A 26,715-nucleotide genomic window follows, 5' to 3' on the forward strand; every position below is an offset into this window, starting at 1 on the left:
TCCGCGTAGCCGCACAGCGATGTCAATGACGTTATGACAACTTGAAGCAACGAGGCAAGCGCAATCTTCGTGGAGAGTTCCTGCCGGTGTTGCGGCGTCTTCTTGCTGCGGTCCACAAAGCATGTGAGATTATATTGTAAAAACAAAGAATTAGCTGATACAGCTCGAGCTGATTCTCCCCTGCCGGCCATGCCCGAACATACTGCAAGGCACTTGCGGTCGAAGTAATGTCGTTATAATGACACTGAGCCGCTGCAAAGGACGCCGATGTCGAATGGGAGACGGAGCATGGTTCATCGACACGCTGCGCTCAGCCCGATCGGCTTTGGCGCCGCGTGCACCGGGGTCTGTACCGCACTGCCGACCAGAGCCGACGACGCCGTGGCGTCGTGGAGCTGGCGCTCCGAGGACCGGGCGGTGGCCAATCGGAGCCGCTCTCGATGACACGCGTTCTCGCCATCGATCTTGGCGGCACCAATTTGCGCGCCGCAATCCATACCGGCGATGTTCGCTGGCTGGAGATGCTGAGCCGCGAGCCTGCGCCGGCAAGCCTTGATGCCTTCGTCGCCCGAATCGGTGCCTTGCGCGCCGAGGTCGGTCCGGTCGAGGCACTTGGCCTGGCGGTGCCGGGGCTTGTCGAGGGCTCGATCTGCCGCTGGGTTCCGAACCTGCCCTATTTCGATGGTGTCGACGTCGCGACCTTGTTTCCTCGTCTGCCTGTTGCCATTGGCAACGATGCGCAGGTCGCCATGCTGGCCGAGGCGGTCGAAGGTGCTGCAAAAGGCTTGTCCGATGCCATCCTGCTGGCGATCGGCACCGGCATCGGCTCCGCCGTTCTGGCCAACAACCGCATCGTTGCAGGCGCACGTGGCGGCGCCTGCTCATTCGGCTGGGCCTGCGCCGACATCGAGGATGAAGGCGAGGACCGCAGCGGCTGGCTGGAGCGCTTCGCTTCCGGGCGGGCGTTCGACGCCGCGGCGCGCCAGATCGGGCTGGCCAATGGCAGCAGGCTGGTCGAGGCGGCCCGGGCTGGCAACACGGCCGCACTTGACGCCTTGGAGCTGCCGGCGCGCCGGCTGGGCACTGCCCTTGCGGGTGCGGTCGCGTTGCTCGATCCGCAGGCGATCCTGATTTCCGGCGGCCTTGCCGATGCGCTGGACGTGGTAGGGCCGCCGCTGCTCTCGGCTTTGCAGCGTCATCTGCCGCCGCATCTGCGCGATGTCGTTCTGCGGTCCGGCGAATTCGGCTCCCGCGCCGGTCTCGTCGGCGCCTCGCTGGCCGGTCTCGCCGGAGCACAGTGGAGGCAGATAAGATGAGCCAAGTCAGCTTCCAGCTGCCCGACCGCCGAAGGCCCGAGCCGCTCTGGTATCAGGTGGAAGAGGCCATCCGCGCCATCGTCAAGAGTGGCGAGTGGGCGACTGGCGACCAGATTCCGGCCGAAGACAGACTGTGCGCCTTGTTCGGGGTGAGCCGCATCACGCTGCGCCACGCGCTGCGCAATCTGGAGGAGCACGGGCTGCTCAGGCGCGAACATGGCCGTGGCACCTTCGTGCGCTCCACCACGCTGGTCGCCGGCACCCGCGAACTCACCAGCTTCACGCAGGAAATGGGCAATATGGGCGTGGTCGCCGGCTCGCGCTTGCTCGACTGCAGCCTGACCACCGCCAATGCCGCTGCGGCCGGAGCGCTGGAGATCGAGGAGGGCGACCCGGTGGTGCGCATCCGGCGGCTCAGGCTCGGCAACAACGAACCGATCGGTATTCAGACTGCGCAACTCTCGGCCGCGCGCGTGCCCGGCTTTCTCGATGCCGGCCTGTTGCAGGGCTCGCTCTACGAAGCGTTGGAACGCCATTACGGCATCGTGCCGGTCGCGGCGCGCGAAAACTACCGTGTTGGCGCTGTCGGGGCGGCGGATGCCGAGTTGCTCGATCTGCCTGCGGGGAGTCCCGCTTTCGTGGTCGAGCGCATCACCACCGACGAGCGTGGCCCATTCGAATTCACCGTCTCGGTCATGCGTGGCGACCGCTATGAAATCCGCTCGACGCTGCGTGCCGGTCGCGCCGCGCCAACCGCAAGAAGCTGAGCCATACCCAAGCCGACCCATAACAGGAGTACCGACGTGTCCGATCTTTACATACCTCGCCTTGCCGCCCTCATCGAACAGGCCTCGAAAGCCAATGCCGAAGCCTTTGGCGAAGCGGCCAGCCGCTTTGCCGACACGCTCGAGAGCGGCGGGTTGGTTCATCTTTACGGCTCAGGCCACTCGGTGTTGCCGGTCCAGGAAGTGTTTCCGCGCTACGGCAGCTATGTCGGCTTCAATCCGCTGACCGACCCGCGTGTCATGTGGCATAACGTGCTCGGCGCCGGCGGCGTGCGCGAACTTCTGTGGCTGGAGCGGACCGAGAAATACGCCGAGAAATTCCTCGACCACCAGCCGCTGAACAAAGGCGATTCGATCATCATCTTTGGCCACAGCGGCCGCAATTCGTCCGGCATCGACACCGCGCTTTATGCGAAAAAACGCGGCATCTTCGTCGTTGCGATAACTAGCAAGAACAATCTCGACAAGCCGGCGACGCACTCTTCCGGCAAACGGCTTGCCGATGCCGCCGACCTTGTCATCGACACCTGCTCGCCGATCGAGGATGCCATCGTGCCGGTCGAGGGCTGGAGCCGCCCGGTCTCCGGTTCGTCGACCGTGCTTGCCATGATCCTGGCGCATGAGCTGATCGCCCGCACCGCCGAGGCGCTTTCGAAACGCGGCATCGAACTGCCGGTTTTTGCCTCGCCGACAATTGCCGGCGTCACGCTGCACGACACCGACGTCATCTATGGCGTCTATCGCGAGAAAATGCTCGAGGCACAGAAGAAGCACCTGCCGACCTTCCAGGCGACCATGCGCGGCGAATGACAACCGGGGAGGGCACGCAAAACGCTAGGACGTAGACTCATCACCGCGTAGCCAGATGCGAGTTGAGACGAGTTTCAGGGCAGCAAGGTAGTTTTCTGCCAGCTTGTCATATCGAGTTGCGATGCGACGGAACTGCTTGGCCTTGTTGAAGAAGCGTTCGACGAGGTTGCGGGCCTTGTAGAGGAAGGGGCAGAAGCACATCGGGTCCTTGCGGTTGGCCTTGGGCGGGATGTTGGCCCATGCCTTTTGCTCGGTGACGGCATTGCGCAAGGCCTTGGCATCATAGCCCTTGTCGGCGAGCAGCATGGCACGCTCGGGCAAATCCTTGATCAAGTCCGCTGCGTAGGCGATGTCACTCATTTGACCTGCCGTGAGCGTCAGCTTGATCGGCCTGCCTTCGGCGTCGACAAGAGCATGGATTTTGGTCGTCAGCCCACCTCGGGAACGACCGAGACAATAACCTCGATCCCCCTTTTTGCTGTCGCGCCTTGCTGATGGACGCGAACAATGGAGGTATCGATCATCTGCACCGTTGCATCATGGGCTTTGGTGATGCCATGCATGAGGCGGTCCCACACACCTGCTTTCCGCCATCGAACGAAGCGATTGTAGCAGGTGGTGCGTGGGCCGTATCGCCCCCTGGCAGATCGCGGCATGGCGCACCCGATCGCAGCACCCAGAAGATGCCGTCTGCCGCTGTGCCTGGACGGTGATCGTGCCGAAGAAAACCAGTGCTGCAGCGAACGTTCCTCGTAATATTGCGTTTAACCATGAAAGACGACGATTCGCCCAAAGCATGCAAAAGGGCCCATCGGCTCTCGCGCCGCGATGCAAGGCCAGGAAAGCCTTACGCCAGATCAGTTTGTGAAAAGTCATTGCCCTTGTAAAGCAGGGCAAGCCGGTGAGCCTTCGCGCAAGCGTAGGCAAAACAATCGCCGAAATTGAGATCGGCTTTGTGCCCGACTGCTTTGCCGTATTTCATGCTGGCTTCGATCGCCCGGTCGCCGATGTCGCCGGATATCATGATTTCTTTGCCGGCGATCTCGATCAAAAAGGCGTCGACGGTATCACCGGCTTGCGCCAGCATGTTGGCCGTAGGCTTGGCGTTCTTTTTGATGGCTTCGGCCGACGCTCGCGCGAGACCCTGGACTGCCTCGAACCGGACGAGCGGGGAGATATACAGCGGCTTGGTCGCGGCCGCGAGCCGCTTTTCCAGTTCTTCCGCGCCAGGTTCCTCGTTCAGGATGGCAACGATCACCGAGGCATCGACGAACATCAGTCGTCGCCCCACATTTGGTCGGTGAATTTCTTCATATCGAAATCAGGGTTGGCCGGCCCGATCCGCCGCGCCATTTCCTTGACTTTGGCAAGTCTCTCGCGCAGCGGGACGCTGCCGCGGTTGCGCTCGATCTCGTGGCGCAAGGCGGTTCTGACGGCCTCGGTCTTGCTGCGCGCGTTGGTAATGTGCTGCAGCTCGACGGCCATGGCGTCGACGTCGGGATCGCGAATGAAGAGCGGCATTTTGTATATCCTCATGAGTGATATATGTATATCACACCGGAGATATACTCGCCAGCGAATTCGCGAGCGGCGGTTTTGATAAGGAGGGGAGGGAGGAATGCATCTCGCGAAAATCCGTCGGGAGGTTCGGTTCTGGTGCTCAGTCCTTGGAATTGCTCGGCGTCTGAAACACGTCGCTCCGGCCATGTCATTGTCAACGCCCACATGCCCAAGGCGTATCGACGCTAAGTGCGCCGACGCATGCGCATCCCAACATCCGCGGCGACCGATTGATGTCGATAGACCGCCCACGCGCCCGACGAGGCCAGCGCCAGCTGCATCGATTGCGTCAGGTTCATTACGGCCATAATCCCGGCCCAGCGAACTCTCTCCGTTAGGGCAGCTCGGGGAGTGCTACGGCTGGATGCTCTTGGGAACATCCCGAGCGCATGATCCGGCGGCGAGGATAAACAATCTGAACCACGCGCTGCCTCCACATGATGGCGCCGGCGAACTCAACGAAGCCGTGCTGCCATTCGTGGTGAACTGGATAACACGACCTATCTTCTCGCTCGAAAATTCGGCGGCCTCGACAATCATTGCCGGGGTTACCTCGACGGATCCCTTCGCCGTCTATCCGCGTCTCATCGGCTGTCGCGCTGATCCGGATTGACAGCCACCCGCAATTAAAAGGGCCGTTTGATGCACCTAGGCCTCCCCAGCAGTATTAGTTCACAAAGCAGGTCGGCACCCCTGCGATCCGCTGGATCCGGTCAGCGTGTGCTTCGGGTTCGGGGTGCAAGATCAGGCGGTGCCATTTGCACGGATGGCGGCGAACCAACCACCACGGCAGGGGCGCCAGATTGCTCACCACGTTGGCTCTCTTCTTCGCGGCTCATACTTTGGTGAGCAGCTTGCATCTCCGGAACGGTGAAAACCGGCACCTCGCCCTTGAAACCTTGGAGCTCAAAGGCGCCCGCCTGGACGACCGGCATCGGCGCTCCTGCCGCAAAGCCGGGACCAAGCACCAGGGGGATGCCCAGCTTCTTGGTCGTCGACTCGAGCCGAGCCGTGCGGTTCACCGGCGAACCGATCGCGGTGTAATCGAAGCGCCGTTCGGAGCCGAAATTGCCTACCGAGCAGATGCCCGTCTCGATGGCGACGCCGATTGCGATGGAGGGGTGGCCGTCCGCGCTGAAGGCGGCGTCTTCACGCTTCACCCGTTCGATCAGGGCAAGCCCCGCGTCGAGCGCGCGCTCGCGATGGTCCGGCTGATCAAGCGGCGCGTTCCAGAAGGCGAGCACCGCATCGCCCATGAACTTGTCGATGGTGCCGTCGCGCTTGAGGATCTCATCGGTCGCAATGCCGAGGAAGTGGTTGACCACCTTGGCGATTTCCTGGGTATCGAGTTGTTCGCTCATCGTCGTGAAGCCGCGTATGTCGCTGAGCAGAATTGTGATCTCGCGCTTCTCGCCGGACAGGATCGCTTCGGTGTCCGAGCTTGCGAGGCGCTGCACCACGGAAGGCGATAGATACTGGGAGAATTGCCGTGCCAGGGTGGACCGGCGCTGCTCGCTGCGCCTGTAGAGGACATAGCCTTCGAAGCCGGCTACCAGGATCGTCGCCAGCGCCGGCTGCAGCGGGTCATAGAGTTTACCCTGCATGCTGTATTCGAGAGCGCCGAACACGAAGGGCGTGACGGCCAGCAGCACGAGAGCCAGGGCGCCAAGCACGACACGCCCGGCGAGCACTCCGGAAAGCCCGATGAAAATGACGGCACTGAGGACAAACCAGAGCCGCTCCACCGTACGCGCGTGCGTCGGCTCTGTCAGGTAGCGCCCGGCAAGCAACTGGCCGATTGCATCGGCGTGGATGTCCGCGCCTGGTCGCGCTGGACGCGTCGGGGTGGGCAGGTACTGCGTCAGTCCCACGGCCGACAGATCGACAATGGCGATGGCGTCCCGCAGCCGCGGATCGCCATGGCCCGAAAGGATAGTGCTGGCAGACAGGCGGGGCGTATCGGTGTTGGTTTCCCAGAGGCGGATGCTCCCCTCCGGCTCGAGCGGCACAATGGCGCCGGCCATCCTGAGTGCGTCGAACCCGGCTGCATTCATCCGGGCTATGTAACCGTCCTGTCCGGCGTAAAGGCGCAGGAGCTCGAGTGCGAAGGACGGCCACAGCTGCACGCCTTGAGCGGTGTTGCGAAGCCACAGCAGCGGCACATGGCGCAGTACGCCGTCGGGATCGGGCAAGGTGCGAATCACGCCGAGGCCCGCGGCGGCGTTCGAGAATTCGGCAAGCGAGCCGGTCAGGCCGGTGAAGCCGGGAAGTGTGTCGGGTACCTGCCCGACGATCGACCAGCCGGCTTTGGGTTCTGCTTCTGAAACCGTCGCCTCATTGCCCAGGCTGACGGCAAGCGCCGTTCGATTTTTGGCCAGTGCCGCTGCCAGGCGCTTGTCTCCGGTGATGCCCTCAGGCGAGGTGTCGGCCTCGGGCAGCACCAGCGCAAGCCCGATCACCGTGGCGCCGGATTCGGTGATACTACCGACCAGATCGGCCAGTAGGCCACGGTTCCAGGGCCATCGCCCATGTGCCTTGAGGCTGGCGTCGTCTATCGAGACGATCACGACAGGATTGCTCGTCGCCTGGCGCGGGGCCAGAAACTGGTAGAAGTCGTAGGTACGCTCACGCAGGCGCGACAGCGGCCCGTCAAAAACCAAATGGCAAGCGAGCAGCAGGAGCACGACCAGAAGGCCAGACATTTTGCGCCTGGCAGCTTGCCGCCAATCAGCCCAGCGCCAACCGGCCAGGAGGCTCATGTCGCGCGGCCGGGCCTAGTTGCAGTAGTAGTCGCAGCCCTCGCCATCGCCATCGCCATTATCCTCCATCCCGCCGCCGGCAGGTGGCGTTGGGCTGTCGGGGAACTCCATGACCACTCCCGGCAGTGCGCCATCGCTGGACTCGCAGACCTTGAGCGAGCCGCCGAGTGCCGACGCACAAAGCGCGCTTACATCCAGTCCCGGACCCGGTGCGCCTGGCAGGCCGGTGCCGGCTATCCGGTCGATGCTGTCCAATATCGGGAAGGTGTCGATTCCGCCGTAGCCGGTCAGCAGCTTGCCATCTTCCGATGTGCAGGCGTAGCCCGGGTTTGTGATGACCAGCCGTTTGCCATTGATCGTGCAGGTCATGCGGCCGGCGCGCAGAATGCCGACGGTCTGGCCGGCTGCCACCAGCACTTCGATGATGCCGCCTCTGGCTCCGAGCACCATATGCGGTGTCGCAACCTGCATGACGCCGCCTTTCGAAACCTGGCCGCCATAGAACCGGGCCAGGCCGCTGTTCATCCCGATGTCGATCTTTCCCGATCCGGAGCCCGGATTGTAGACGAATTCATCGATCGTCAGGCTGGTGTTCGGACCAATCTTGGCGCTCGATTCGTCCCGGAACACCAGCATTCCAAGACCGGTGGGATTGCTGCGCAGCTGGTCGCCGAGTTCGACGCCGGCCCCAACGTTCATTGTCCCGCCGTTGTTGCGGACGATGTTGGTCTGGTAGGCCGTCATCGACCCGACCGTCTCAGCGGCGGATGGTGCCGCGAAGGCAAGGCAGGCGATAAAAACGGCGATCTGACGGTACGGGGTCCTCATCGCGGCCTCTTTCAATTGAGCGTCAACGTATAGCTCATGAGCATTTCGAACGATTTTCGGTCGCGGTTGGCGATGTCGAAGTTGGTTTCGCGATAGGCGAGATCGACGCTGATCTTCTGCGCCTCCGTCAGCTGAAAATCGCTTTCCGAGGCAATGCGCCAGAAGTCGCTCTTGATGTTTGTGCCGATGCCGACAGACAGATCGGGAGTGTCGCTGTGGCCGGCCGAAAAGGCGATCTGGTGCGACCATGCGAAAAGATCCGGTACGTTCATCAACAGGCCGCCATAGCGGACCTCGCCCGTGTAGCTGCGGCCGATTTCGCCAGATCCGGAGGCGAAGTCATTCGACCCGACCAGGCGCAGTCCGAGCGCCTGGCCATTGCGGAAGCGGTAGCTGCCGCCTGCCTCATAGAAAACCCTGCTATCGGCGAAAATGCCTTGCGAGGGGCTTAGATCGATGTAGCCGCCGCCTGCGAAAAGCGTCGTTTCGACCGTCGGGCGCACGAGAAAGCGTCCACTGACACCGATGCCGGTTTCGTGGATATCGCTGTCGAAACGATCTGTAACGGTAAACGCCGAAAGCAGCAGGCGCAGCGAATCAATCCCACTGTTGGGCAGTCCCTTGTCCCAGGTAATCGCTGCGTCGCCGTGGATAAAAGTCTTCTCGCTACCCGGAACCGACAGGTCTTCCGTGAAAAAGCGCTGTGTCGCCGTCAACGACCCCGAAAGGACGAGAGCGTCGGCGCTTGGCGTGCCGAGGTCCCATCGCACAAAGCCTTCCGCCCGCCCATGGGGCGAGACGAAGCTGTCGTCGTCCTGCGCCCCGCCGGGCTCAAAATCGGTAAATGCGCTGAACACGCCGCCGGTCAGGGCGAGTTCCCAGGTGACGCCACGCAACGCGCGCTCGATGCGGGCGAGCAGGCGAACAGCTTCCTGCTGCTCACTTGCGGTCAGGCCGCCGACTTCGATGCCATACTGCACCTGCCGCCGGGCCAATTCATAAGAGCCGACGTGGTAGTACAGCCGGCTGGCCGCAAGCCGGGCGCGCGCATCGCGGGGATATTTGATCAGATACTGCTCGATTGAGGAGATCGCCTGATCGTATTGCCCCGCGTTGACGGCAACTGTGACGAACTGGGCGAGCGTTCCGTTGTCGGCCGGACTGGCGATGCGGGCCGAAAACGCATCGTCATAGGCCGGAAAGAGACCCTGCGCGCCGGCCGGCAATACGCCGGTACAAAGCAGCGCCGCGGCGAAGCCGAAGATAGCTGGAAACGAAGATTGCATGCCGAGAACCCACCCCAAACCCGACTAGTGCAAGGACTTAGCACGACCACAAGAAAAAAAGCGACTGAACTTTGACGAAATCGTCCGAGTTTTCAACAGCTGTTGCAGCCGCGCAACAAACCATCGGAGTTATTCCTATTCCGGCTGCGCCGGTTGTAAGAAATCTTCTCAGCGTTGCAGTAACGATTGAAGTATTCGGCACCAGCGGCAACTAAATCAAATCATCATCAGTGGCGGATCGCGCAGCCGACAAGATTAATATTGTTTGCGCGATTCTGCGCGTATCTGGTCACCGAATGAGGCTTCAAGGTCACCCACGGCTCATCCAAAGGTCTTCCGTCGCGTTGCGCAGGGTCGGAGAGCTGCCGGAAGGTGCTTATCGCGACGCGTGCGCGATGCGGCCTGGCTCTTGCTATTTCGTTGAACGCGAGGAGGTCAGCTTATCGCCCCCGACTCCCAGGGACGCGTCACCGGACGCGTCTTGCTACAGCACGAGCATGGTGGCCAGCCCCAGCATCAGGCCCATGCCTACGATATCGGTCACGGTGGTGAGAAAGATCGCCGAAGCGACCGCCGGATCGGCGCCGACCCGGCGCAGGCCCAACGGGATCAGCACGCCGGAGATTCCGGACATGAGGCACGATCCGGACATCGCAAGCAGGATCACAAGTGCCAGCATGGGCGCCTGGGCCGCCGACTCCGGTTGCCGCGACGCGTAGAACCACATCGCCGCAGCCGCCACAAGACCGACGAGCACGCCGTTGGCAATCCCGAGCGCGCCCTCCCGCATCACCAGGTGCAGCTTCGGTCGTTTGTCCACATCCCCCAGGGCAAGGCCACGCAGCGTCATAGCCAATGCCTGGCAGCCGGTGTTTCCGCTCTGCCCGGCCAACACCGGTAGAAATGCCGCTAGGGCGACGATCTTCTCGATCGTGCCTGTGAACGAACTGACCACGAAAGCGGCCATGAAGGCCGTTAGCAGGTTCAGCTGCAGCCACGGATGACGCTTCAAAAAGGCTGAAAATAGCGGCGTAAAAGAACGCTCCTCCTTCTGGACACCCACCATCTGGCCAGACTGGGCAGAAATCTCGATGATTTGCTGCTCGAACAAGCGCCAGCCGCGAACCTGCCCGAGCAGCCGGTTCTCCGCGTCCACCACCGGATAGACAGGGTAGTGACGGCGTACCGCCGCCTTGCAGGCGTCGCTCAAAGACAGACCGACGTTAAGGGCGAACGGCTTTGGCAGCATGATCTGATCGACCATCGCGTCCGGTTCGCTCAGCATCAGATCGCGCAGGACCACCAGGCCAACCAATTTATCGCCCCCGTCCGTGACGTAGAGATAAGTGAGCTCGGTCGGCACCTGGGCGCGTCTGACCGCCTCCACTGCGGCGGCAACCGTCGTCCCGACAGGAACGCTGGCGGGAATCGGGTCCATCAGTTCGACGAGCGAATCGGGGATCACGAAATCCTTGCCATCGGTATCAGGCTTGATAGGCCTCATATGCGCTGGCAAATGCTCCGCCACTTTGCGGGCGTGCCCATCCGGCAACAATTTTAGTGTGTCCCGGATGAACTCGGGAGACTCTCGGGCAAGCAATTCAGCCGCGTCATCAGGTGCTCGAGCACGCAGCGTGCGTACCAGCTTCTGAACGTCGTTCTCTTCCTTCATCTGCCGCCGCCCCCAAATTACTAGTGTCTTGCCTCTGACAGTATGACACGGATCGGATCGCTCTGTCTGGCGCGCAGTGGCCCAAGCGCCTCGATCCCGAAATCTTCGCCTCTCGGGCCCGAGTGGACCGAACCCAGACAGATCTGCGTCATTGCGTGGGTGCATACAGGCGGGCTGTAACGTCAGAGTGTCGCCGAGAATTTGACGTGTTGCGAACTTCACCGGTCTTTTGGGCTTTGCGAGCACGCCGCACCAATGAAACTTAAACCCGGAAATTCTGCAGAGGCAGGGTCTCCGGCGTTCGAATTGATTGCCTCATCCGGCGCATCTTGCCAGTTTCACCAGGTATTGACGCCACGGCCGGTTAAGATCTGCGACTGCTTGCACAGAAGGATGTGGAGCACGAGCTCCTTCGAGGACGATTTCATGACGGTCTTGCACCAAGGCAAAAACTTCGGCAAGTTCGTTGCGTCTTGGGAGAGGGCAACAACAATGAAATTATCTTGCGTAGGCATGATGCCGGTCGCGGCAATGGTGATTTGCGCAAACTCGTTCGTTCCAACCGCCGCCCGCGCTAACTCGGTTGCCTTCGATTATGGATATCAGATGGCGGCTTATTTGTTTTGCTCTCAATCGATCTATAACGACAGACGTTTTGGCGACTTTCTTGTTGAGGATGGGAATTATGACAAAACGAAAGAGTATAATCGTGGCGTTGCCGCTCTGAAAGCCGCGCTCAAAGGCCCCCACCCTAGGAAAGTGTGCTTCGATGCCGCCCGCGCCAGCGGTTGGTGGACCGACCGCTGACGGCTTTCGAACTCGGTCTTTAGTTGGTTGCTTATCGGCTTCGGCTCACCGCCAATCGGCAGGCCGTCGAAGCCGTGCAACCATGCCACGCTCGCTGTCGCGGCGCTAGCAATCCGGCTCCACGATTGACGTCCAGGGACGGATCTCGAAAGCCGGCGACTCGGATGTGCGGGGTGCGCTCTGCGAGGCGGTATCGGGTCTGGTGATCCGCTTCAAGGGCAGGGACAAGGTCAAGAGCTGGGGTGAGGCGACCGCCAAACGCTCCTGCCACCGCAGAGCCAGCGTCGCGGTGGCCCCGCAAGCTGGCGGTGATCATCATCGCCTTTGAGAACCTCTTCGCCATGGAACCGGGTCAGTTTCGGCAGACCCCGGCCGAGGTGGCGCAGACGGTTAAGGCGGTCGGCCATCCGAACTTGGTGGCGCTTATCGATTTCAGTCACGCCTATATTGAATCCACCCATCGCGGCCTGAACTTCCGCGAGCAGCTGCGGGCCATGGCGCCGGTGGCAGGGCACCTGCATGTCCATGACTCCTTCGGGCGCCCGGCAGGGCTTCCACAGAACCTATCTCCCGCAGGAGGATGCAGCGCTAGGGATAGGCGACCTGCACATGCCTCTCGGCCGGGGCGATATCGAATGGGATGACATCTTCAGTGAGCTGGCCTTCTTGCGGGGGACCGTTCTCATCATGGAAATCGGACCCCGTTATCGCAACGATCAGCCCGATTGCCTGGCCCGGGCAAAAAACCTCATCGGCTTGAACGATCGCGCTGAGCGCGGAGCGGCGGAGTAAAGGTCGAGAATTCTCGGCTGTGGTGCTGCCAATTCGACCAGAGCTGCCGAACTCGTTGCCAGCGAGCCGTTCCGCATTAGCAAGATCGACCGTAACGCGTCTTGTCGGTCCTGTTTTCGATGAGATTGTAAGAAAGAGTGCGCCTGCCGGCCTACGATACGCCGGCCAGCATTTGGTTGGCCGGTCCGTGGAGGTCGAGCGCGGGCAGGGGCCGGAAAGGTGCCAGTCGCGTACCCGTTGGCCAGCCGGGCCATCGGCTGATTTCTGCTCCATGTGATCGCATGCGTGCTCGCCAACCCAGTACCTTAGCGGCGTCCGCCAGCCCGCTTCTGACTATTCCCTTTCCGTCGCACTTATCTTGATTCCGCGCCGTTCCGCGTACTCGATCAATGCGAGTTCTATGACCGAGGTGATAGAACGCCGCTCCGCTTCTGCAAGCTGTTGCGCCAAGGCCAACACCGGCGGGTCAAGGCGGGTGGTGAACGGCTTTTTTGTCATTTTCGCTCTGCGGCTTGATATTCAGTTTCAAAAGGCGCATAGATATGCACGTGCACCGCACTTGCATCGCACGTGCGGCGGCTGGCCGGAGCGCGCCAACACTCCAGTCAGCCTGACCACAACCCAAGCTGATGGAGCTCGGATCATGGCTGATTCCGACAATACCACGACTCTGCCTTACGTCACCCGCAGGCGAGTGCTTGAGGGAACAGTCGTGGCCACCACCGCGTGGACGCTCGAAGGCAACGCGCCCGCAAGCGGCGCCGGAAGCACGAATGTGCGTTCTGATCCTGCACTGGCGCTCTGGCGGGAATGGGAGAGAGTCCACAAACAGACCGAGCGGCTTTGCCGCAAGCAGCAGCGTTTAGAGACAAGGCTTGTCGAGAGCGTCGGCTTTCCTTGTGTGACCCTCCGCGTGCCCGAAGGTGAGCAGGTGACGGTCCACTCGATCGAGAGGCTACATGAAGTGCTCGGCAAAGGGCCGGATACGGCCGCTCTCCGAGAGAAGGCCGAAACTGCGTTCGCAATGCATCAAGCACGCTGGAATGCGGCGGCCGAGGAGACAGGTTACACCGCTGCACTCAGGGCCGAACGCGAGGCTTGCGACCGGGCGAAGGATCTTCTGGAAGCCTTCTCAACCACCCACGCAACGACTCTCGCTGGCGTGGCCGGCAAGCTCGATGCCGTGTTGCGCGAAGGCGAGGCATGGGAGGAATGCTCCGAGTTCCCCTGGCCACAAATCCGTTCAGCGCTCAGCGACCTGGTGCGCATCGCCGAAGGCTTTGGTGCTGACCGGGTGCGGCGCCGAAGGATCCGTCAACCAAGCTGAAACTCTCCGCCATTCCCGATGACCGTCCGGTCAAGATCACGGCCGAACTGCCCGGCGCCGTTCATCGCGATTTCGTCGCCTATGCTGAACGGCCGCGAGACCGGACAGATAGTCGCCGATCCGGCAAGCTGATAGCGCCGATGCTGACCCGGTTCATGGCAACGGACAGAGCCTTTGCTAGAGCCCGACGAACCCTGAAGGCGGGATGACTATTCGGGTCATTGTGGCCGTCAGGACGAATACCGATCGCGCAGGAACGCGATGAAGATCGGCAGGGCAGGATTGGCGTTGTCCGGGCGCCAACGGGCAAAATTGCAGATCTGGATTGGCTTGCCCCCGATCCGCAGCTTACGGCAGACGGCACCTTCAGGAACACCGTTGGAATCTCCGTCGTGGATCAGAGCGACTCCCAGACCGTTTCCGACGAGGCGCAGAAGGATGCCCGCACTGACGTGATGTTCGACGATTGCGGGAAGCTGCACGCCATTTCCAACAGCGTCGGCGAGCAGAAATGCTTCGCCCCTGCGCACGAGCAGCGTCTCCTGGCCTAGCTCCGACCACTCGATCACGGGACGGCTTGCGAGAGGATGACTGGAAGCGAGTACGACGGCTAGGGTATCCTTCCACAATTTCAGTTCGAATGCGCCGCCAGTGGATCGGGAGGAGGAAGTGACGGTGACGTCGACCTGCGTGCCGCCCATCGCAGCCCTGGGCTCAGGATGAGAACCTTCTATCAAGCTGACGGTCACATTTGGATAACATTTCCCGAACTCAATGATTGCACCCAGCGCTCGCCCGGCGAGGATGAGTCCGTTGGAGCCGATGGAAAGCCTTTGTTGTTCATCCTTGATGCCCGTCCTGGCCAGCGTCAGAGTATTGTCCAGTTCGAGCAGCACGGAGCGAAGACGATCGAGGAAACGCTCGCCGGCCGGGGTTGGGCCAACGCCGCGGGCATGGCGATGAAATATTCTCGTTCCCATCTCGTATTCGAGATCGCGGATGCGCCGGCTGAGCGCGGTGTGATCGATCCCAGTGCGCCGTGCCGCGCGCAGAAAGCTGCCCTCCTCGGCGACTACAAGCGCATAATTGAGAGTCGCTAGTTGAATGGAGTTCCGCATCTCTGCTCGACGTCTAGGTGGCGACAAATCGCACACGTTTGAGCGCTTTTGGCCGCGGCGGGCTATCACCAAATCTCAGTATTGACTAAGATGAGGCCACCGACGCCTCTTATGAAAGAAACAACGGACGTCAGGTGGCGTGCAGCAATCTCTCGCCATCACCGGGAGCGATCCCCGAATGCGCATCGGAGTAGACGAGCTCGAATGTGTGTATGGTTTGCGCCGCCTTGACCTGAGGAGAACCTTTAAACTCGAGTGGCACTCATGGTCGGCCACGGCGCCTCGCCGTCATTCATGCTGCGTCGGTACGGTGGGTCCGCTGGCAGGGGAGGGCTCGCACGAGCCGATCAGCGATGGTAGGGCGCTCGCAGCGATGATCCCGAAGGACACTCACTCGAAAGAGACCACTCCGTTTTCGCGCTCATCTAATGGAGGGGCTCGCCCGCGAGCTCCAGGGACAATACCGGCCAAAACATCTATCTCGGAAATCCGGCGCTTGAACAAAGACGGAGCGGCGGACCGGCTCGAATTGAAGGTCCGCCGTTCCGGGTCGTTCAGATCACAAGGAACGAACCTGCTGCAAGCGACAGACCTGGAGAGAGGGTGGCGAATTGTATTTGAGCTGCGCCACCGATCCCGTCGCTGTCGAAAGAGAGCGCCCCGGTTGAGCTGTTGTAGATGATATGGTCGGAGCTGTCATGCGCGGCCGTGCCAGCAAAGAAAGCATCGGATGAAAGGCCACCCAGCTTTAGGCCGGCAAAAACCGCGTCGTCGAGTTGGATCTTGTCTTGGAGCTTGTTGAAGTCGGTGATCCTGTCGATATTGCCGGCTCCAAGAGCGCTGTTGAACACGAATGCATCATTGCCCCCGTTACCGGTCAAGATGTCGGCACCGCCGCCACCGTTGATGATGTTCGCGCCGGCATTGCCTTGGATGGTCTGGGCAAAGGCGTTGCCGGTCAGGTTGATTGCAGACGTACCGGACGGATACCTCGTGGCGAGAAGCTCGACCTCCGAGCCGGCCGCAAGCGCATAGCTCACCGTGGTGGCTATGTTGTCGCGACCGCCGCCTACCGCTTCGATCACTCTGTCGCCGACATTGTCGACATAGTAGCCGTCGTTGCCCCCATAGCCGACCATCGTATCGGCACCACCGAGGCCATTGAAGACATTGCTACCGGCATTGCCCTGGATGGTCTGGGCGAACTCGTTGCCGTTGAGGTGGATCGGCGCCGTGCCGGACGAGTTGCTGGTGGCGAGAAGCTCGATGTGCGAGCCGGCGGTAAGCGCATGGCTCACCGAAGTGATCACCTTGTCGGTGCCGCCGCCTACCGCCTCGATCGTTTTGTCGCCAGCATTGTCGACATAATAGGTGTCGTTGCCGCCATAACCGATCATGGTGTCCGCGCCGCGTCCGCCGTTGATGACATTGGCACCGGCATTGCCCTGGATGGTCTGCGTGAACTCGTTGCCGACGAGATTGATTGCGGCCGTACCGGAGGGGTTCGTGGTCGCAAGAAGCTCGACCTGCGAGCCGGCCGAAAGGACATAGCTCACCGAGGCGAGCACCTTGTCGGAGCCGCCGCCAGCGGCCTCGACCACTTTGTCGGCAGCATTGTCGACATAATAGGTGTCGTTGCCGCCATAGCCGGTCATGGTGTCGGTGCCGCCGAGGCCGTTGATGACGTTCGCGCCGGCATTGCCCTGGATGGTCTGGGCGAACTCATTGCCGGTGAGGTTGATTGCCGCCGTGCCTGATGCATTGTTGGTGGCGAGAAGCTCGATCTCGGAGCCGGCCGCAAGAGCATGACTTACGGAGGCAAGTGCTTTGTCGGTACCGCCGCCCACCGCCTCAATCTCCTTATCGCGGACGTCATCGACATAATAGGTGTCATTGCCGCCATAGCCGATCATCGTGTGGCCGCCGGCCCCGTGAAACACATCGTCGCCGCTGGTGCCATACAAGGTGTCGCTTGTGTCGACGGGAGGCGGAGCGGTCCCAGTCGTTGCGAGATTGTGCTCCCGGAAAACGGTCTGCAGTTCCGGGGAGCTCTCAAGCGCGGTGTCGCCTCGCTGCGAACCCCAAGCGTATGCGTAGTCGAAGGCGGGTGACGGAACCAGCTTGGCCCAGTGCTCCATCATGGTTTCCATCTGGGCGGCGGTGGGCACCACGTATTTGCCACCCATGTCGGTGTTATACTCGCCACCTCCAAACGCCTGGTAGCCCGGAACGATCTGGCTCGTCGGGATGCCCGATGCCTGAGCGGCGGCGACGAATTTATCGATCATGTTGTAGTCGACCGGGCCATCCGTGCGGACGGGATAGACATCTATGCCGTAGTAATCGATACCCGTATTGGCGGGATTGTACGTGCCCCTAAAATCCGGATTCGCCGACGTCCCCAAGCTCATCATTGTGATGTAGGTCTTGGCGCCTGGAAAATGCTCATGGATCCAGTCGGATTCTGCCTTCAGATTTGCGGCAGAGGCGTAGGTACCCCATTGGCCGGTGGGATCCGGCTCGTCAACCAGGAAGAACCCAAATACGTTCGGATTGCCGAGGAAAGGAGTAACCTTGTCGATAAAGGATTGCGTTACTCCGTTGGCCTCGTCGAGATAGACCAAGCCTTTCATGCCCTCTGGCAGCTCGTTGACCTGGTCAACATATTGCACGCTAGCCAGATTGAATCCGGCTTTTGCAATGTCCGTGCCGGATCCGCCCGACGTGTAATGGAGAGTCGCCATCCATAATCCCTCATTTTGATTCGATAGCGCCCCGCGGATGCCTGCCTACTAGAAGGTGTATATTAGCGCCAAATCACATACCTGCACGCCCTGATAGAATGGTTGATCGGTGGCAGGGTTCTCACGTTGCGGCGAAAAATATACTTAGGGATAGTCGACATTGTGCAAAGCAAATTTATCTTCAGAGATGCCAACGTTGTTTTCCGAGAGATGATTATTGATATTTCTACTACATTCTACTTGTTAGAAACAGCATAAGATAACATGATCGACGCCGTTTAAAAAAGAAAATTGAATTTTATTAAAATTAGTTTGATGATTGGCCGGTTGCTACTAGAGAGGCGTTGGAGGCGCTGACTTATCTGAAGAAAAGCGAAAAAAAAACGATGTTTTGGATTATAAAAAGTCTCAAACTATAAGATAGAACGCCAAGACATGGCAGAAAAACTGCTTTTTTCTACAAGATGTATTTGACTACCGGCCAATTGAGCCGACATTAAACTAAGATGCCAGCCGCATCGCGCTCTCTGCCGGAGACACCAATTTGTTGTGGACAGATACCGCAGATACCAGTCCGCGACCAAGGTGTTTGCAACTGAGATTACGACTCGGGAGATCGTCAGAATTGGAGAACTGGCTGGGGCGCCAGGATTCGAACCTGGGAATGTCGGTACCAAAAACCGATGCCTTACCACTTGGCGACGCCCCAACAGCCGGAGCCTGCCCGCTGTGCGCGCGGCCTTATAGGACGAGCCGCGAGAAAGCTCAATGCCGACATATCGACTATGCGCGACCGACCCGCCAGTTTTGCAATCGTCACTTTGAACGGACCTATTCACCCCACAGCGCCACTTCATTGCCGGCCGGATCGACGAAATGGAACCGCCTGCCGCCGGGGAATGAAAAGATGGGCTTGATGATGGTGCCGCCGGCATTTTCGACGGCGCTCAATGTTTTCTCCAGCCTTTCGGAATAGAGCAGGGGCAGCGGCTTGACCGGCGCATCTTCGCCGTCCGCCTGAAAACCGCCGTCCAGCCCTTCGGCAAAAGCTGAATAGGTCGGCCCGTAATCGGTGAACGACCATGAGAAGCTGCGCTGTAGAAAGCCTTCACGTTGTCCAGCGTTCCGCCCGTCGCCGGCACTTCCAGATAATCGAGCTTTCCGGTCATTCTCATCGTTCTGCCTTTTTGTTCGCGTTATGTTCTACAACAAAGCTTTCCAAAAAGCAAGTCTTTTCGGCGCCGCTTTTCCTTAATCGATTGTAGAGGCCGGCCGGCCTGGTCGATGCCTTGCCTTTCGCATTGCAGCATCATATCGCTCGATTTGTCAGTATTTCCAATCTCCTGCAACCTGGGAGCAAGCATGACCAAATGGGTCTACACCTTTGGCGATGGAGCGGCGGAAGGCCGTGCCGGCGACCGCAATCTGCTCGGCGGCAAGGGCGCCAATCTTGCCGAAATGTGCAGCCTGGGCCTGCCGGTGCCGCCAGGCTTCACCATCACCACCGAGGTCTGCAACGCTTATTACGCCAACGGCCACGCCTATCCGGCCTCGCTGGAAGCGGATGTTGCGGTCGCCCTCGACCACATCGGCCGGCTGACCGGGCGCCGTTTCGGCGATCCGTCGAAACTGCTTCTGGTGTCGGTTCGTTCCGGTGCCCGCGCCTCCATGCCCGGCATGATGGACACCGTGCTCAATCTCGGCCTCAACGACGAGACGGTCGAAGCCTTGGCCGCCGATTCAGGCGATCCGCGCTTTGCCTATGACAGCTACCGCCGTTTCATCCAGATGTATTCCGACGTGGTCATGGGTCTCGACCATGAGGTGTTCGAGGAAATTCTCGAAGACCAGAAGGGCGGCCTCGGCCATGAGCTCGACACCGAGCTGACAGCCATCGAATGGCAAGGCGTAATCGCGCTCTACAAGGCCAAGGTCGAGGAGGAGCTCGGCAAGCCGTTTCCGCAGGATCCGCACGAGCAGCTGTGGGGCGCCATCGGTGCGGTGTTTTCCAGCTGGATGAACAACCGCGCCATCACCTATCGGCGCCTGCACGACATTCCCGAGAGCTGGGGCACGGCGGTCAATGTCCAGGCCATGGTCTTCGGCAATATGGGCGACACCTCGGCCACCGGCGTTGCCTTCACCCGCAATCCGTCAACCGGCGAAAAGCAGCTTTATGGCGAGTTCCTGGTCAACGCCCAGGGCGAGGATGTCGTTGCCGGCATCCGTACGCCGCAGAACATCACCGAGGCGGCGCGCATTGCCGCCGGCTCCGACAAGCCGTCGCTGCAGAAGCTGATGCCGGACGCCTTCCAGGCTTTCGTCAGCATCTCCGACCGCCTGGAAAAGCATTACCGCGACATGCAGGATCTCGAATTCACCATTGAACGCGGCAAATTGTGGATGCTGCAGACCAGGTCAGGCAAGCGCACCGCCAAGGCAGCGCTGAAGATTGCCGTCGACATGGCCAAGGACGGGCTGATCTCGAAGGAGGAGGCCGTCGCCCGCATTGATCCGGCCTCGCTCGACCAGTTGCTGCATCCGACGATCGATCCGAAAGCGGCGCGCGATATCATCGGCGTCGGCCTGCCGGCATCGCCAGGTGCTGCCACCGGCGAAATCGTGTTTTCCTCGAACGACGCCGAGGAGGCCAAGACACAAGGCCGCAAGGCGATCCTGGTGCGCATCGAGACCAGCCCCGAAGACATCCATGGCATGCATGCGGCCGAAGGCATCCTGACGACGCGCGGCGGCATGACCAGCCACGCCGCTGTTGTGGCGCGCGGCATGGGTAAGCCTTGCGTTTCGGGCGCAGGCTCGCTGCGCGTCGACTACAAGGCCGGCACGCTGATGGCGATGGGATCGACGTTCCGCAAGGGCGATATCATCACCATCGACGGCGGCAACGGCCAGGTGCTGAAGGGTGCCGTACCGATGCTGCAGCCGGAACTCTCGGGCGATTTCGCCGCCATCATGGAGTGGGCCGACGGCGCGCGCCGCATGAAGGTGCGCACCAATGCCGAGACGCCGCTGGATGCGCGCATGGCGCGGTCCTTCGGCGCCGAAGGCATCGGTCTTTGCCGCACCGAACACATGTTCTTCGACGGCGACCGCATCGTTGCTATGCGCGAGATGATCCTGGCCGATACGGAAAAGGACCGTCGAACGGCGCTGGCCAAGCTGTTGCCGATGCAGCGCTCGGATTTCCTCGAACTGTTCGAGATCATGGCCGGCCTGCCGGTCACGATCCGCCTGCTCGATCCGCCGCTGCACGAATTCCTGCCCAAGACCGAGGAGGAGGTGGCCGAGGTCGCCGCCGCCATGAACGTATCGCCGGACAAGCTCCGGCGGCGCACCGAAGCGCTGCACGAGTTCAATCCGATGCTCGGCCATCGCGGCTGCCGACTTGCCGTCTCCTATCCCGAAATCGCCGAGATGCAGGCGCGCGCCATTTTCGAGGCGGCCGTCGAGGCCGGCAGGAAGGCCGGCGCGCTGGTGGTCCCGGAGATCATGGTGCCGCTGGTCGGGCTGGCGAAGGAGCTCGAATTCGTCAAGGCGCGCATCGACGCCGTCGCCAAAAGCGTGATGGAAGAGACCGGCGTCAGGATCGGTTACCTGACCGGCACGATGATCGAGCTGCCGCGCGCCGCGATCCGTGCCCAAATCATCGCCGAGGCGGCCGAATTCTTCTCCTTCGGCACCAACGATCTGACCCAGACCACCTTTGGCATCTCACGCGACGATGCGGCCTCGTTCCTCGAGACCTACCGGAAAAAAGGCATCATCGAGCAGGATCCGTTCGTGTCGCTTGACATAGACGGTGTCGGCGAGCTGGTGCGGATGGCGGCCGAAAAGGGCAGGGCGACGCGGCCCGACATCAAGCTCGGTATTTGCGGCGAGCATGGCGGCGACCCGGCCTCGATCCATTTCTGCGAAAAGGTCGGCCTCGACTATGTCTCGTGCTCGCCCTATCGGGTCCCGATTGCCAGGCTGGCCGCCGCGCAAGCGGCGGTGCAGGCTGCAAAGAACGGCCGCGGATAGGAGTTGGAGTCCACCGGCATCTGACCTTACCGATTTGTAACCGAGTTCACGCGAACGTGCGTCTGTCGGCTCCAAATCCCGACATCGTTTCTGCCCAGTTTCCGGCCCCCGAACCCGCCCCGGTGCCAGAAACAGATGTTGCAGAACCCGCCCACGCACGTCCGCTCGATTCTCATCCTCCAGACGAAATTCATCGGCGATCTTGTCCTCGCTTCCGCGCTCGCCAGAAACCTGCGCCTCCAATATCCAAAGGCCAGGATAGTGTTCCTTTGCGAGGCGAACTTTGCCAGTTTCCTGTTGGCTCATGGCATCACCTCGGACGTGGTGGCGTTCCGGCGCGTACGGATGCGTGGCACCCCTGTGCAGCGTGGTCGCGAGCTTTACGCGATGGTGCGCGCTCTGCGCCGGTTCCGGTTTGACCTAACCATCGACTTGGCCGATTCCAAAACCTCACGCATCATCGTCAGGCTCGTCAACGCCAAGACCCGCGTCGGATATGATCCTCCCGAAAAACCGTTGCGCTGGCTGGAACGCCAGCCCGCCAACGTCCTAGCCAAGCCGTTTGGCTTTGGTGGCCAGCATTATCTCTACCGCTATCTTTCGCCGCTTGAGGCGCTTGGCGTGGAGTTGCGTGCGCCGGTCCCAACGATTGAGCCGCTGCCGCTGGAGACCGCCAGGGCATTGGCGCTTCTCGACCGGCATCATCTCCGGCGTAACGCCTTCATAGCCGTTCATGCAGGAGCGAGCTTCCGGGGGCGGCAATGGCAGCCGGAACGATTTGCGCTGGCGATCGACGAGATCTCGCGGCAGACCGGGTTGGACTTCCTGCTTGTCGGCGGCCCCGATGAACGGGCATCTGCCGAGCGCATCGTCGCCAAGGCCGCTTCGCCGGTCGTCAACGTGGTCGGGGCGCTGTCGCTGGCAACGCTGCTGGCGCTCCTCGGCCAGGCACGCCTGTTTCTGGGAAACGAGAGTGGTCCGATGCACATGGCCGCCGCCGCCGGAACGCCGGTTGTCGGCCTGTTCGGCCTGACCGACCCGGCCGTCTGGGGCCCTGTCGGCGTGGCCAGTGTTACGCCGCGGCCCTCCATGCCTTGCGAGTGCATAGCCAGGGACCTGTGCCGCCGACCCGATCCGAGCAAGGCTTGCTGCGTCTGGCGACTTGAGGTCAAAGCGGTGGTCGACGCGGTGCTCGCGATCCTTTCACGTAAGGTTAAGGACGTGGAGCACGCATTGTGACCTCGCGCTTGCCAAAGGTCAGGCTGGCGGTCAAATTGCCGCTGCCGACGCTTTTGCAGGGGCATCGTCCCGATTTCCGCCTTGATGGCGGTCTTGGGGTCGCCGCTTCAACTTTGATCCGGCCGACCTGGAAATAATCGATGCGCCCGTTCCAAAAGTATTTTTGCGCCATTGCGATATGGCTGTGGGCTGTTTCTCCTGGCAACGCCCAGTTGCTCGTCGCACCGACGCTGCACATCAAGGCCGAGGCGGGCGGCGGCCGCGTCGCGCTGACGCTCGATGCGTGCGGCGGAAGGACCGACACACGGATTCTCTCGGCGCTGGTGGAAAACAAGATTCCTGCCACCATTTTCGTCACCGGCATCTGGCTGAAGCACAACGCCGCCGCCGTCGAGATCATGCAGGCGCATCCCGAACTGTTTGAATTGGAAAACCATGGCGGCCGCCATGTCCCGGCTGTAGACACGCCGCAAAAGATCTACGGCATTCGCAGTGCCGGCAGCCCGGAGGCCGTGCTGGCCGAGGTCGAATCGGGTGCTGCCGCTCTTGCCGTGACAGGTGAACCGGCGCCGAAATGGTTTCGCGGCGCAACCGCCGAATACAGCCCGTCGGCAATCGCGATGATACGCAAGCTTGGTTTCAAGATCGCCGGATTCTCGATCAACGGCGATGGCGGCTCATTGCTCGGCGCAAAAGAGACCGCCCGGCGCATTGCCGCGGCGAAGGACGGCGACGTCATCATCGCTCACGTCAACCAGCCGACCCATGCGGCCGGCGAAGGCGTGGTGCAGGGACTTCTGGCGCTGAAGGCCAAGGGCCTCACCTTCGTGCGTCTCGACGATGCCGACGGCGATGAAGGCACCACCGACTGATCAGCCGGGCGTGGCCTTGATCGTCACCTTGCTTGGATAGAACGCGCCGTGATCGCGAATGTCTGACATCTCGTCGAACGGCCGCTCATAGGCCCACATCGCATCCTTGCCTGCATCGCCGGCGGGCAGCACGCTCCAATAGCTGGCATCGCCCTTATAGGGGCAATGGGTCGAGTGTTCGGTCTTGCCAAGCTGTTTGAAGTCGATGTCGCCGAACGGAATGTAGAAAACAGGCGGATAGGGAGGTTCGGTCAGCACCTTGACCTTCTTGGACGAAGCGATGATGACATCGCCAGCGCGCACCGTCACGGTGCCCTTGGAAGGCTCGACTGTGATGACCTTGCCCGGATTCTGCTGAAAGCCGGGTGACGGATTTGCGATCTGGTCCATATCGGATCTCCTTGCCTCAACCCCAAGATGTGTCTGGCAAGAGCCTTGCGCAAGACCTGCCTGCCACCAGGCGGGCGTCGCCCGCGGAGAGAAGTCTCGCCTCTTTCTTCCGCTTCCCCGAAAAACTCAGGCGGCGGCCTGGAAAGCGTCCATCAGCCCGGCATACGCGGCGGCAATGCCGGCCACCGGATTGGTGCTTTTCGAGGTGGTCTCGACCTTCAGCGCACCACCGCTGGTCGGCAAGGTGAGCAGCAGGAACTGGCGATTGCCGCCGTCGCCGACGCAGGCGGCAGCGACGTGCTGACTTTCGCCCTCGTTCTCGACGCACATCTTGAACAAGAGCGTGCCGCCGACAGCTTCGAGGGCGCCACCGACGACCTCGACGAATTCATCTTCGGAAACGGCTTTGGCGTCAGGCACCAGATCGGCCTGCGCGACGTCGGCCGCCACCAGATCGGCCAGACTTTCGGCAAGCGTATTTTCGAGGGCTTTGTCGTCGAGCTGCGCGTCCATGCGAACCTCTTTCATTCGCCAATCGCGCCCCGCCGTTAATCAACGTTAACGCCGAGCATGGCCGGATTGTGGCGAATTCGGCTTCAATTGGCTCCATGCCCCGCTCCAGCCCGATCCTGGCTGGACAATCCGCCGGTTCGTCCCACAATGGCGAAAAAATAACGGGAGGAACAAGATGCTCGGGCTGATGCAGGAATGGCCGCTGCTTTGCCATAAGCTGATCGACAATGCCGAGCGGCAGCACGGCAGCCGCGAAATCGTGTCGCGTTCGATCGAGGGGCCGATCGTGCGCAGCACATATGCCGAAATCCAGGATCGTGCCCTGAGGGTCGCCGAGCGGCTCGATCGTGATGGCTTCGGGCTTGGCGACCGCATCGCAACACTGGCCTGGAACACCGCGCGCCACATCGAGGCCTGGTACGGCATCATGGGTGTCGGCGCGATCTATCACACGCTCAACCCGCGGCTCTTTCCCGAGCAGATCACCTGGATCATGAACAATGCCGGGGATAAGGCGATCTTCGTCGACCTGACCTTCCTGCCGCTGCTCGAAAAGATCGCCGGCGCGCTCAAGTCGCTGAAGCAGGTCATCGTGCTGACCGACAACGCGCATATGCCGGAGACTGCGCTGCCCAATGTGATCGCCTATGAAGAATGGCTTGCTGAAGCCGACGGCAACTTCGCCTGGAAGACATTCGACGAAAACACCGCCGCCGGGATGTGCTACACCTCGGGCACGACGGGCGACCCGAAAGGCGTCCTCTACAGCCATCGTTCGAACGTGCTGCACGCCATGATCGCCGCCATGCCCGACGCCATGGGCCTGTCGTCGCGCGACACCATACTGCCGGTCGTGCCGATGTTTCACGCCAACGCCTGGGGCCTTGCCCAGAGCGCGCCGATGATCGGCGCCAAGCTGGTCATGCCCGGCTGCAAGATGGATGGCGCTTCGCTCTACGAGCTGCTCGATACCGAGAAGGTGACCTTCAGCGCCGCCGTGCCGACGGTGTGGATGATGCTCCTCCAGTATCTGGAAGAGACCGGCAAGAAACTTCCCTATCTGCAGAAAGTCGTCATCGGCGGTGCGTCCTGTCCACGCGCGCTCACGACGAAGTTCCAGGACAGTTACGATGTCCAGGTCGTCCACGCCTGGGGCATGACCGAGATGTCGCCGCTCGGCACGCTGTGCACCCTGAAGCCGGATTACGCCGGGCTGAAGGGCGAGGCCCGCCTCGGCGTCCAGCAGAAACAAGGCTTTACACCGTTCGGCATCGAAATGAAGGTGACGGACGACGCCGGCAACGAACTGCCATGGGACGGCAAGACCTTCGGCCGGCTCAAGGTCCGCGGGCCGGCCGTCGCGCGCGCCTATTATGGCGGCATCGGATCCGAACAGTTCGATCAAGACGGCTGGTTCGATACTGGTGATGTCGCGCACATCGATCCCGGCGGCTACATGCAGATCACCGATCGCGCCAAGGACGTGATCAAGTCGGGGGGCGAATGGATCTCGACCATCGAGCTCGAAAACCTCGCGGTCGGCCATCCCGATGTGGCGGAGGCCGCCGCCATCGGCATTCCGCATTCGAAATGGGGCGAGCGGCCTTTGCTCGTGGTCGTGCGCAAGCCGGGCAGGGAGCCGACCAAGACGGATATTCTCGCTTTCATGGACGGCAAGGTGGCGAAGTGGTGGATGCCGGACGACGTCGCTTTTGTCGGCGAAATTCCACACACCGCTGCCGGTAAGATCCAGAAGATTACCTTGCGCCAGCAGTTCCGGGATTATCACCTGCCGACGGATTGACCGGAGATGCGGCGTCTTTTCGCCTTCAAGCCGGCGCTGAAAGGCACTATGC

The 26,715-nt window shown here is 61.2% G+C and carries 21 protein-coding genes, 1 tRNA gene and 3 pseudogenes; 12 read left to right on the forward strand and 13 right to left on the reverse strand.

Translation table 11 applies throughout. The annotated features are described in order from the left end of the window. Positions 1-440: 440 nt before the first annotated feature. From NKJ20_RS16505 to NKJ20_RS16515, 3 genes are read left to right on the forward strand one after another with little or no spacing between them, the layout of a single operon-like run. Complete coding sequence (locus NKJ20_RS16505; RefSeq protein ID WP_352745364.1) at positions 441-1,316, forward strand: ROK family protein; 876 nt, start codon at positions 441-443, stop codon at positions 1,314-1,316. Continuing rightward, the gene (locus NKJ20_RS16510) at positions 1,313-2,083 is read left to right on the forward strand and encodes a GntR family transcriptional regulator (RefSeq protein ID WP_352678684.1); all 771 of its coding nucleotides are present in this window, start codon (positions 1,313-1,315) and stop codon (positions 2,081-2,083) included. The genes NKJ20_RS16505 and NKJ20_RS16510 overlap by 4 nt, the downstream gene beginning before the upstream one ends. A gap of 36 nt (positions 2,084-2,119) precedes the next feature. After that, complete coding sequence (locus NKJ20_RS16515; RefSeq protein WP_023722251.1) at positions 2,120-2,911, forward strand: sugar isomerase domain-containing protein; 792 nt, start codon at positions 2,120-2,122, stop codon at positions 2,909-2,911. Between the two features lie 24 nt (positions 2,912-2,935). Here NKJ20_RS16515 and NKJ20_RS16520 read toward each other — a convergent pair. The 3 genes and pseudogenes from NKJ20_RS16520 to NKJ20_RS16530 form a co-directional block, all read right to left on the reverse strand. Continuing rightward, a pseudogene (locus tag NKJ20_RS16520) lies at positions 2,936-3,683 on the reverse strand (IS5 family transposase). Positions 3,684-3,758: 75 nt separating this feature from the next. Then, on the reverse strand, positions 3,759-4,187 hold the full coding sequence (locus NKJ20_RS16525) for a type II toxin-antitoxin system VapC family toxin (protein ID WP_352745367.1): 429 nt from the start codon (positions 4,185-4,187) through the stop codon (positions 3,759-3,761). Next, positions 4,187-4,432, reverse strand: a complete 246-nt coding sequence (locus NKJ20_RS16530) for a type II toxin-antitoxin system VapB family antitoxin (RefSeq protein WP_352745369.1) — start codon at positions 4,430-4,432, stop codon at positions 4,187-4,189. Before NKJ20_RS16530 ends, NKJ20_RS16525 begins: the two co-directional genes overlap by 1 nt. A 403-nt stretch (positions 4,433-4,835) precedes the next feature. On the opposite strand from NKJ20_RS16530, the gene NKJ20_RS16535 reads away from it, so the two are divergent. Then, on the forward strand, positions 4,836-5,084 hold the full coding sequence (locus NKJ20_RS16535) for a hypothetical protein (protein ID WP_352699633.1): 249 nt from the start codon (positions 4,836-4,838) through the stop codon (positions 5,082-5,084). Positions 5,085-5,184: 100 nt separating this feature from the next. On the opposite strand, the gene NKJ20_RS16540 is transcribed toward NKJ20_RS16535, so the two are convergent. From NKJ20_RS16540 to NKJ20_RS16555, 4 genes are all read right to left on the reverse strand, one after another. Then, positions 5,185-7,230: a CHASE2 domain-containing protein gene (locus NKJ20_RS16540; RefSeq protein WP_352745372.1), complete on the reverse strand. Its 2,046-nt coding sequence runs from the start codon at positions 7,228-7,230 to the stop codon at positions 5,185-5,187. Positions 7,231-7,245: 15 nt separating this feature from the next. Then, a complete protein-coding gene (locus tag NKJ20_RS16545; RefSeq protein ID WP_352745376.1) occupies positions 7,246-8,058 on the reverse strand; it encodes a FecR family protein in 813 nt (270 codons plus the stop codon). 11 nt (positions 8,059-8,069) lie between these two features. Continuing rightward, positions 8,070-9,344 (reverse strand): tetratricopeptide repeat protein, encoded by a 1,275-nt coding sequence (locus NKJ20_RS16550; protein WP_352745379.1) that lies wholly within the window; start codon positions 9,342-9,344, stop codon positions 8,070-8,072. A gap of 484 nt (positions 9,345-9,828) precedes the next feature. After that, the gene (locus tag NKJ20_RS16555; RefSeq protein WP_352637103.1) at positions 9,829-11,016 is read right to left on the reverse strand and encodes a magnesium transporter; all 1,188 of its coding nucleotides are present in this window, start codon (positions 11,014-11,016) and stop codon (positions 9,829-9,831) included. Between the two features lie 426 nt (positions 11,017-11,442). Here NKJ20_RS16555 and NKJ20_RS16560 point away from each other — a divergent pair, with 426 nt between their 5' ends. From NKJ20_RS16560 to NKJ20_RS16580, 4 genes and pseudogenes are all read left to right on the forward strand, one after another. Further along, the gene (locus NKJ20_RS16560; RefSeq protein ID WP_352745381.1) at positions 11,443-11,823 is read left to right on the forward strand and encodes a hypothetical protein; all 381 of its coding nucleotides are present in this window, start codon (positions 11,443-11,445) and stop codon (positions 11,821-11,823) included. Positions 11,824-11,932: 109 nt separating this feature from the next. Then, positions 11,933-12,467, forward strand: a pseudogene (locus NKJ20_RS34160) (sugar phosphate isomerase/epimerase family protein); the annotation flags it as partial. A gap of 548 nt (positions 12,468-13,015) precedes the next feature. After that, the gene (locus tag NKJ20_RS16575) at positions 13,016-13,942 is read left to right on the forward strand and encodes a hypothetical protein (protein ID WP_352745384.1); all 927 of its coding nucleotides are present in this window, start codon (positions 13,016-13,018) and stop codon (positions 13,940-13,942) included. After that, entirely contained in the window at positions 13,939-14,151 is a 213-nt protein-coding gene (locus NKJ20_RS16580; protein ID WP_352745471.1) for a DUF2274 domain-containing protein, read from the forward strand. The genes NKJ20_RS16575 and NKJ20_RS16580 overlap by 4 nt, the downstream gene beginning before the upstream one ends. A 21-nt stretch (positions 14,152-14,172) precedes the next feature. On the opposite strand, the gene NKJ20_RS16585 is transcribed toward NKJ20_RS16580, so the two are convergent. The 4 genes and pseudogenes from NKJ20_RS16585 to NKJ20_RS16600 all read right to left on the reverse strand — a co-directional run bounded on the left by NKJ20_RS16585 (position 14,173) and on the right by NKJ20_RS16600 (position 18,979). Then, positions 14,173-15,060: a LysR family transcriptional regulator gene (locus NKJ20_RS16585; RefSeq protein WP_352745386.1), complete on the reverse strand. Its 888-nt coding sequence runs from the start codon at positions 15,058-15,060 to the stop codon at positions 14,173-14,175. A 554-nt stretch (positions 15,061-15,614) separates the two neighbouring features. Beyond that, complete coding sequence (locus NKJ20_RS16590) at positions 15,615-17,804, reverse strand: calcium-binding protein (RefSeq protein WP_352745389.1); 2,190 nt, start codon at positions 17,802-17,804, stop codon at positions 15,615-15,617. 634 nt (positions 17,805-18,438) lie between these two features. Next, positions 18,439-18,513, reverse strand: a tRNA-Gln gene (locus NKJ20_RS16595). A gap of 122 nt (positions 18,514-18,635) precedes the next feature. Then, positions 18,636-18,979: pseudogene (locus tag NKJ20_RS16600) on the reverse strand (VOC family protein). A gap of 187 nt (positions 18,980-19,166) precedes the next feature. On the opposite strand from NKJ20_RS16600, the gene ppdK reads away from it, so the two are divergent. From ppdK to NKJ20_RS16615, 3 genes are all read left to right on the forward strand, one after another. After that, positions 19,167-21,845, forward strand: a complete 2,679-nt coding sequence (gene ppdK, locus NKJ20_RS16605) for a pyruvate, phosphate dikinase (protein WP_352745392.1) — start codon at positions 19,167-19,169, stop codon at positions 21,843-21,845. A 135-nt stretch (positions 21,846-21,980) separates the two neighbouring features. Continuing rightward, complete coding sequence (locus NKJ20_RS16610; protein WP_352745395.1) at positions 21,981-23,084, forward strand: glycosyltransferase family 9 protein; 1,104 nt, start codon at positions 21,981-21,983, stop codon at positions 23,082-23,084. Between the two features lie 140 nt (positions 23,085-23,224). After that, a complete protein-coding gene (locus NKJ20_RS16615; protein WP_352745398.1) occupies positions 23,225-23,956 on the forward strand; it encodes a polysaccharide deacetylase family protein in 732 nt (243 codons plus the stop codon). Here NKJ20_RS16615 and NKJ20_RS16620 read toward each other — a convergent pair whose 3' ends face one another. Together NKJ20_RS16620 and NKJ20_RS16625 are read right to left on the reverse strand one after the other, a co-directional pair. Next, positions 23,957-24,346, reverse strand: a complete 390-nt coding sequence (locus tag NKJ20_RS16620) for a DUF427 domain-containing protein (RefSeq protein WP_352745400.1) — start codon at positions 24,344-24,346, stop codon at positions 23,957-23,959. A 126-nt stretch (positions 24,347-24,472) separates the two neighbouring features. Then, positions 24,473-24,859, reverse strand: a complete 387-nt coding sequence (locus tag NKJ20_RS16625) for a hypothetical protein (protein ID WP_352570751.1) — start codon at positions 24,857-24,859, stop codon at positions 24,473-24,475. Between the two features lie 175 nt (positions 24,860-25,034). Between NKJ20_RS16625 and NKJ20_RS16630 the strand changes: the two genes are divergently transcribed. Further along, positions 25,035-26,663 (forward strand): fatty-acid--CoA ligase, encoded by a 1,629-nt coding sequence (locus tag NKJ20_RS16630; RefSeq protein ID WP_352745403.1) that lies wholly within the window; start codon positions 25,035-25,037, stop codon positions 26,661-26,663. The last annotated feature ends 52 nt before the right edge of the window (positions 26,664-26,715 follow it).

Source organism: Mesorhizobium sp. M0185, from assembly GCF_040322175.1.
Taxonomy (GTDB): domain Bacteria; phylum Pseudomonadota; class Alphaproteobacteria; order Rhizobiales; family Rhizobiaceae; genus Mesorhizobium.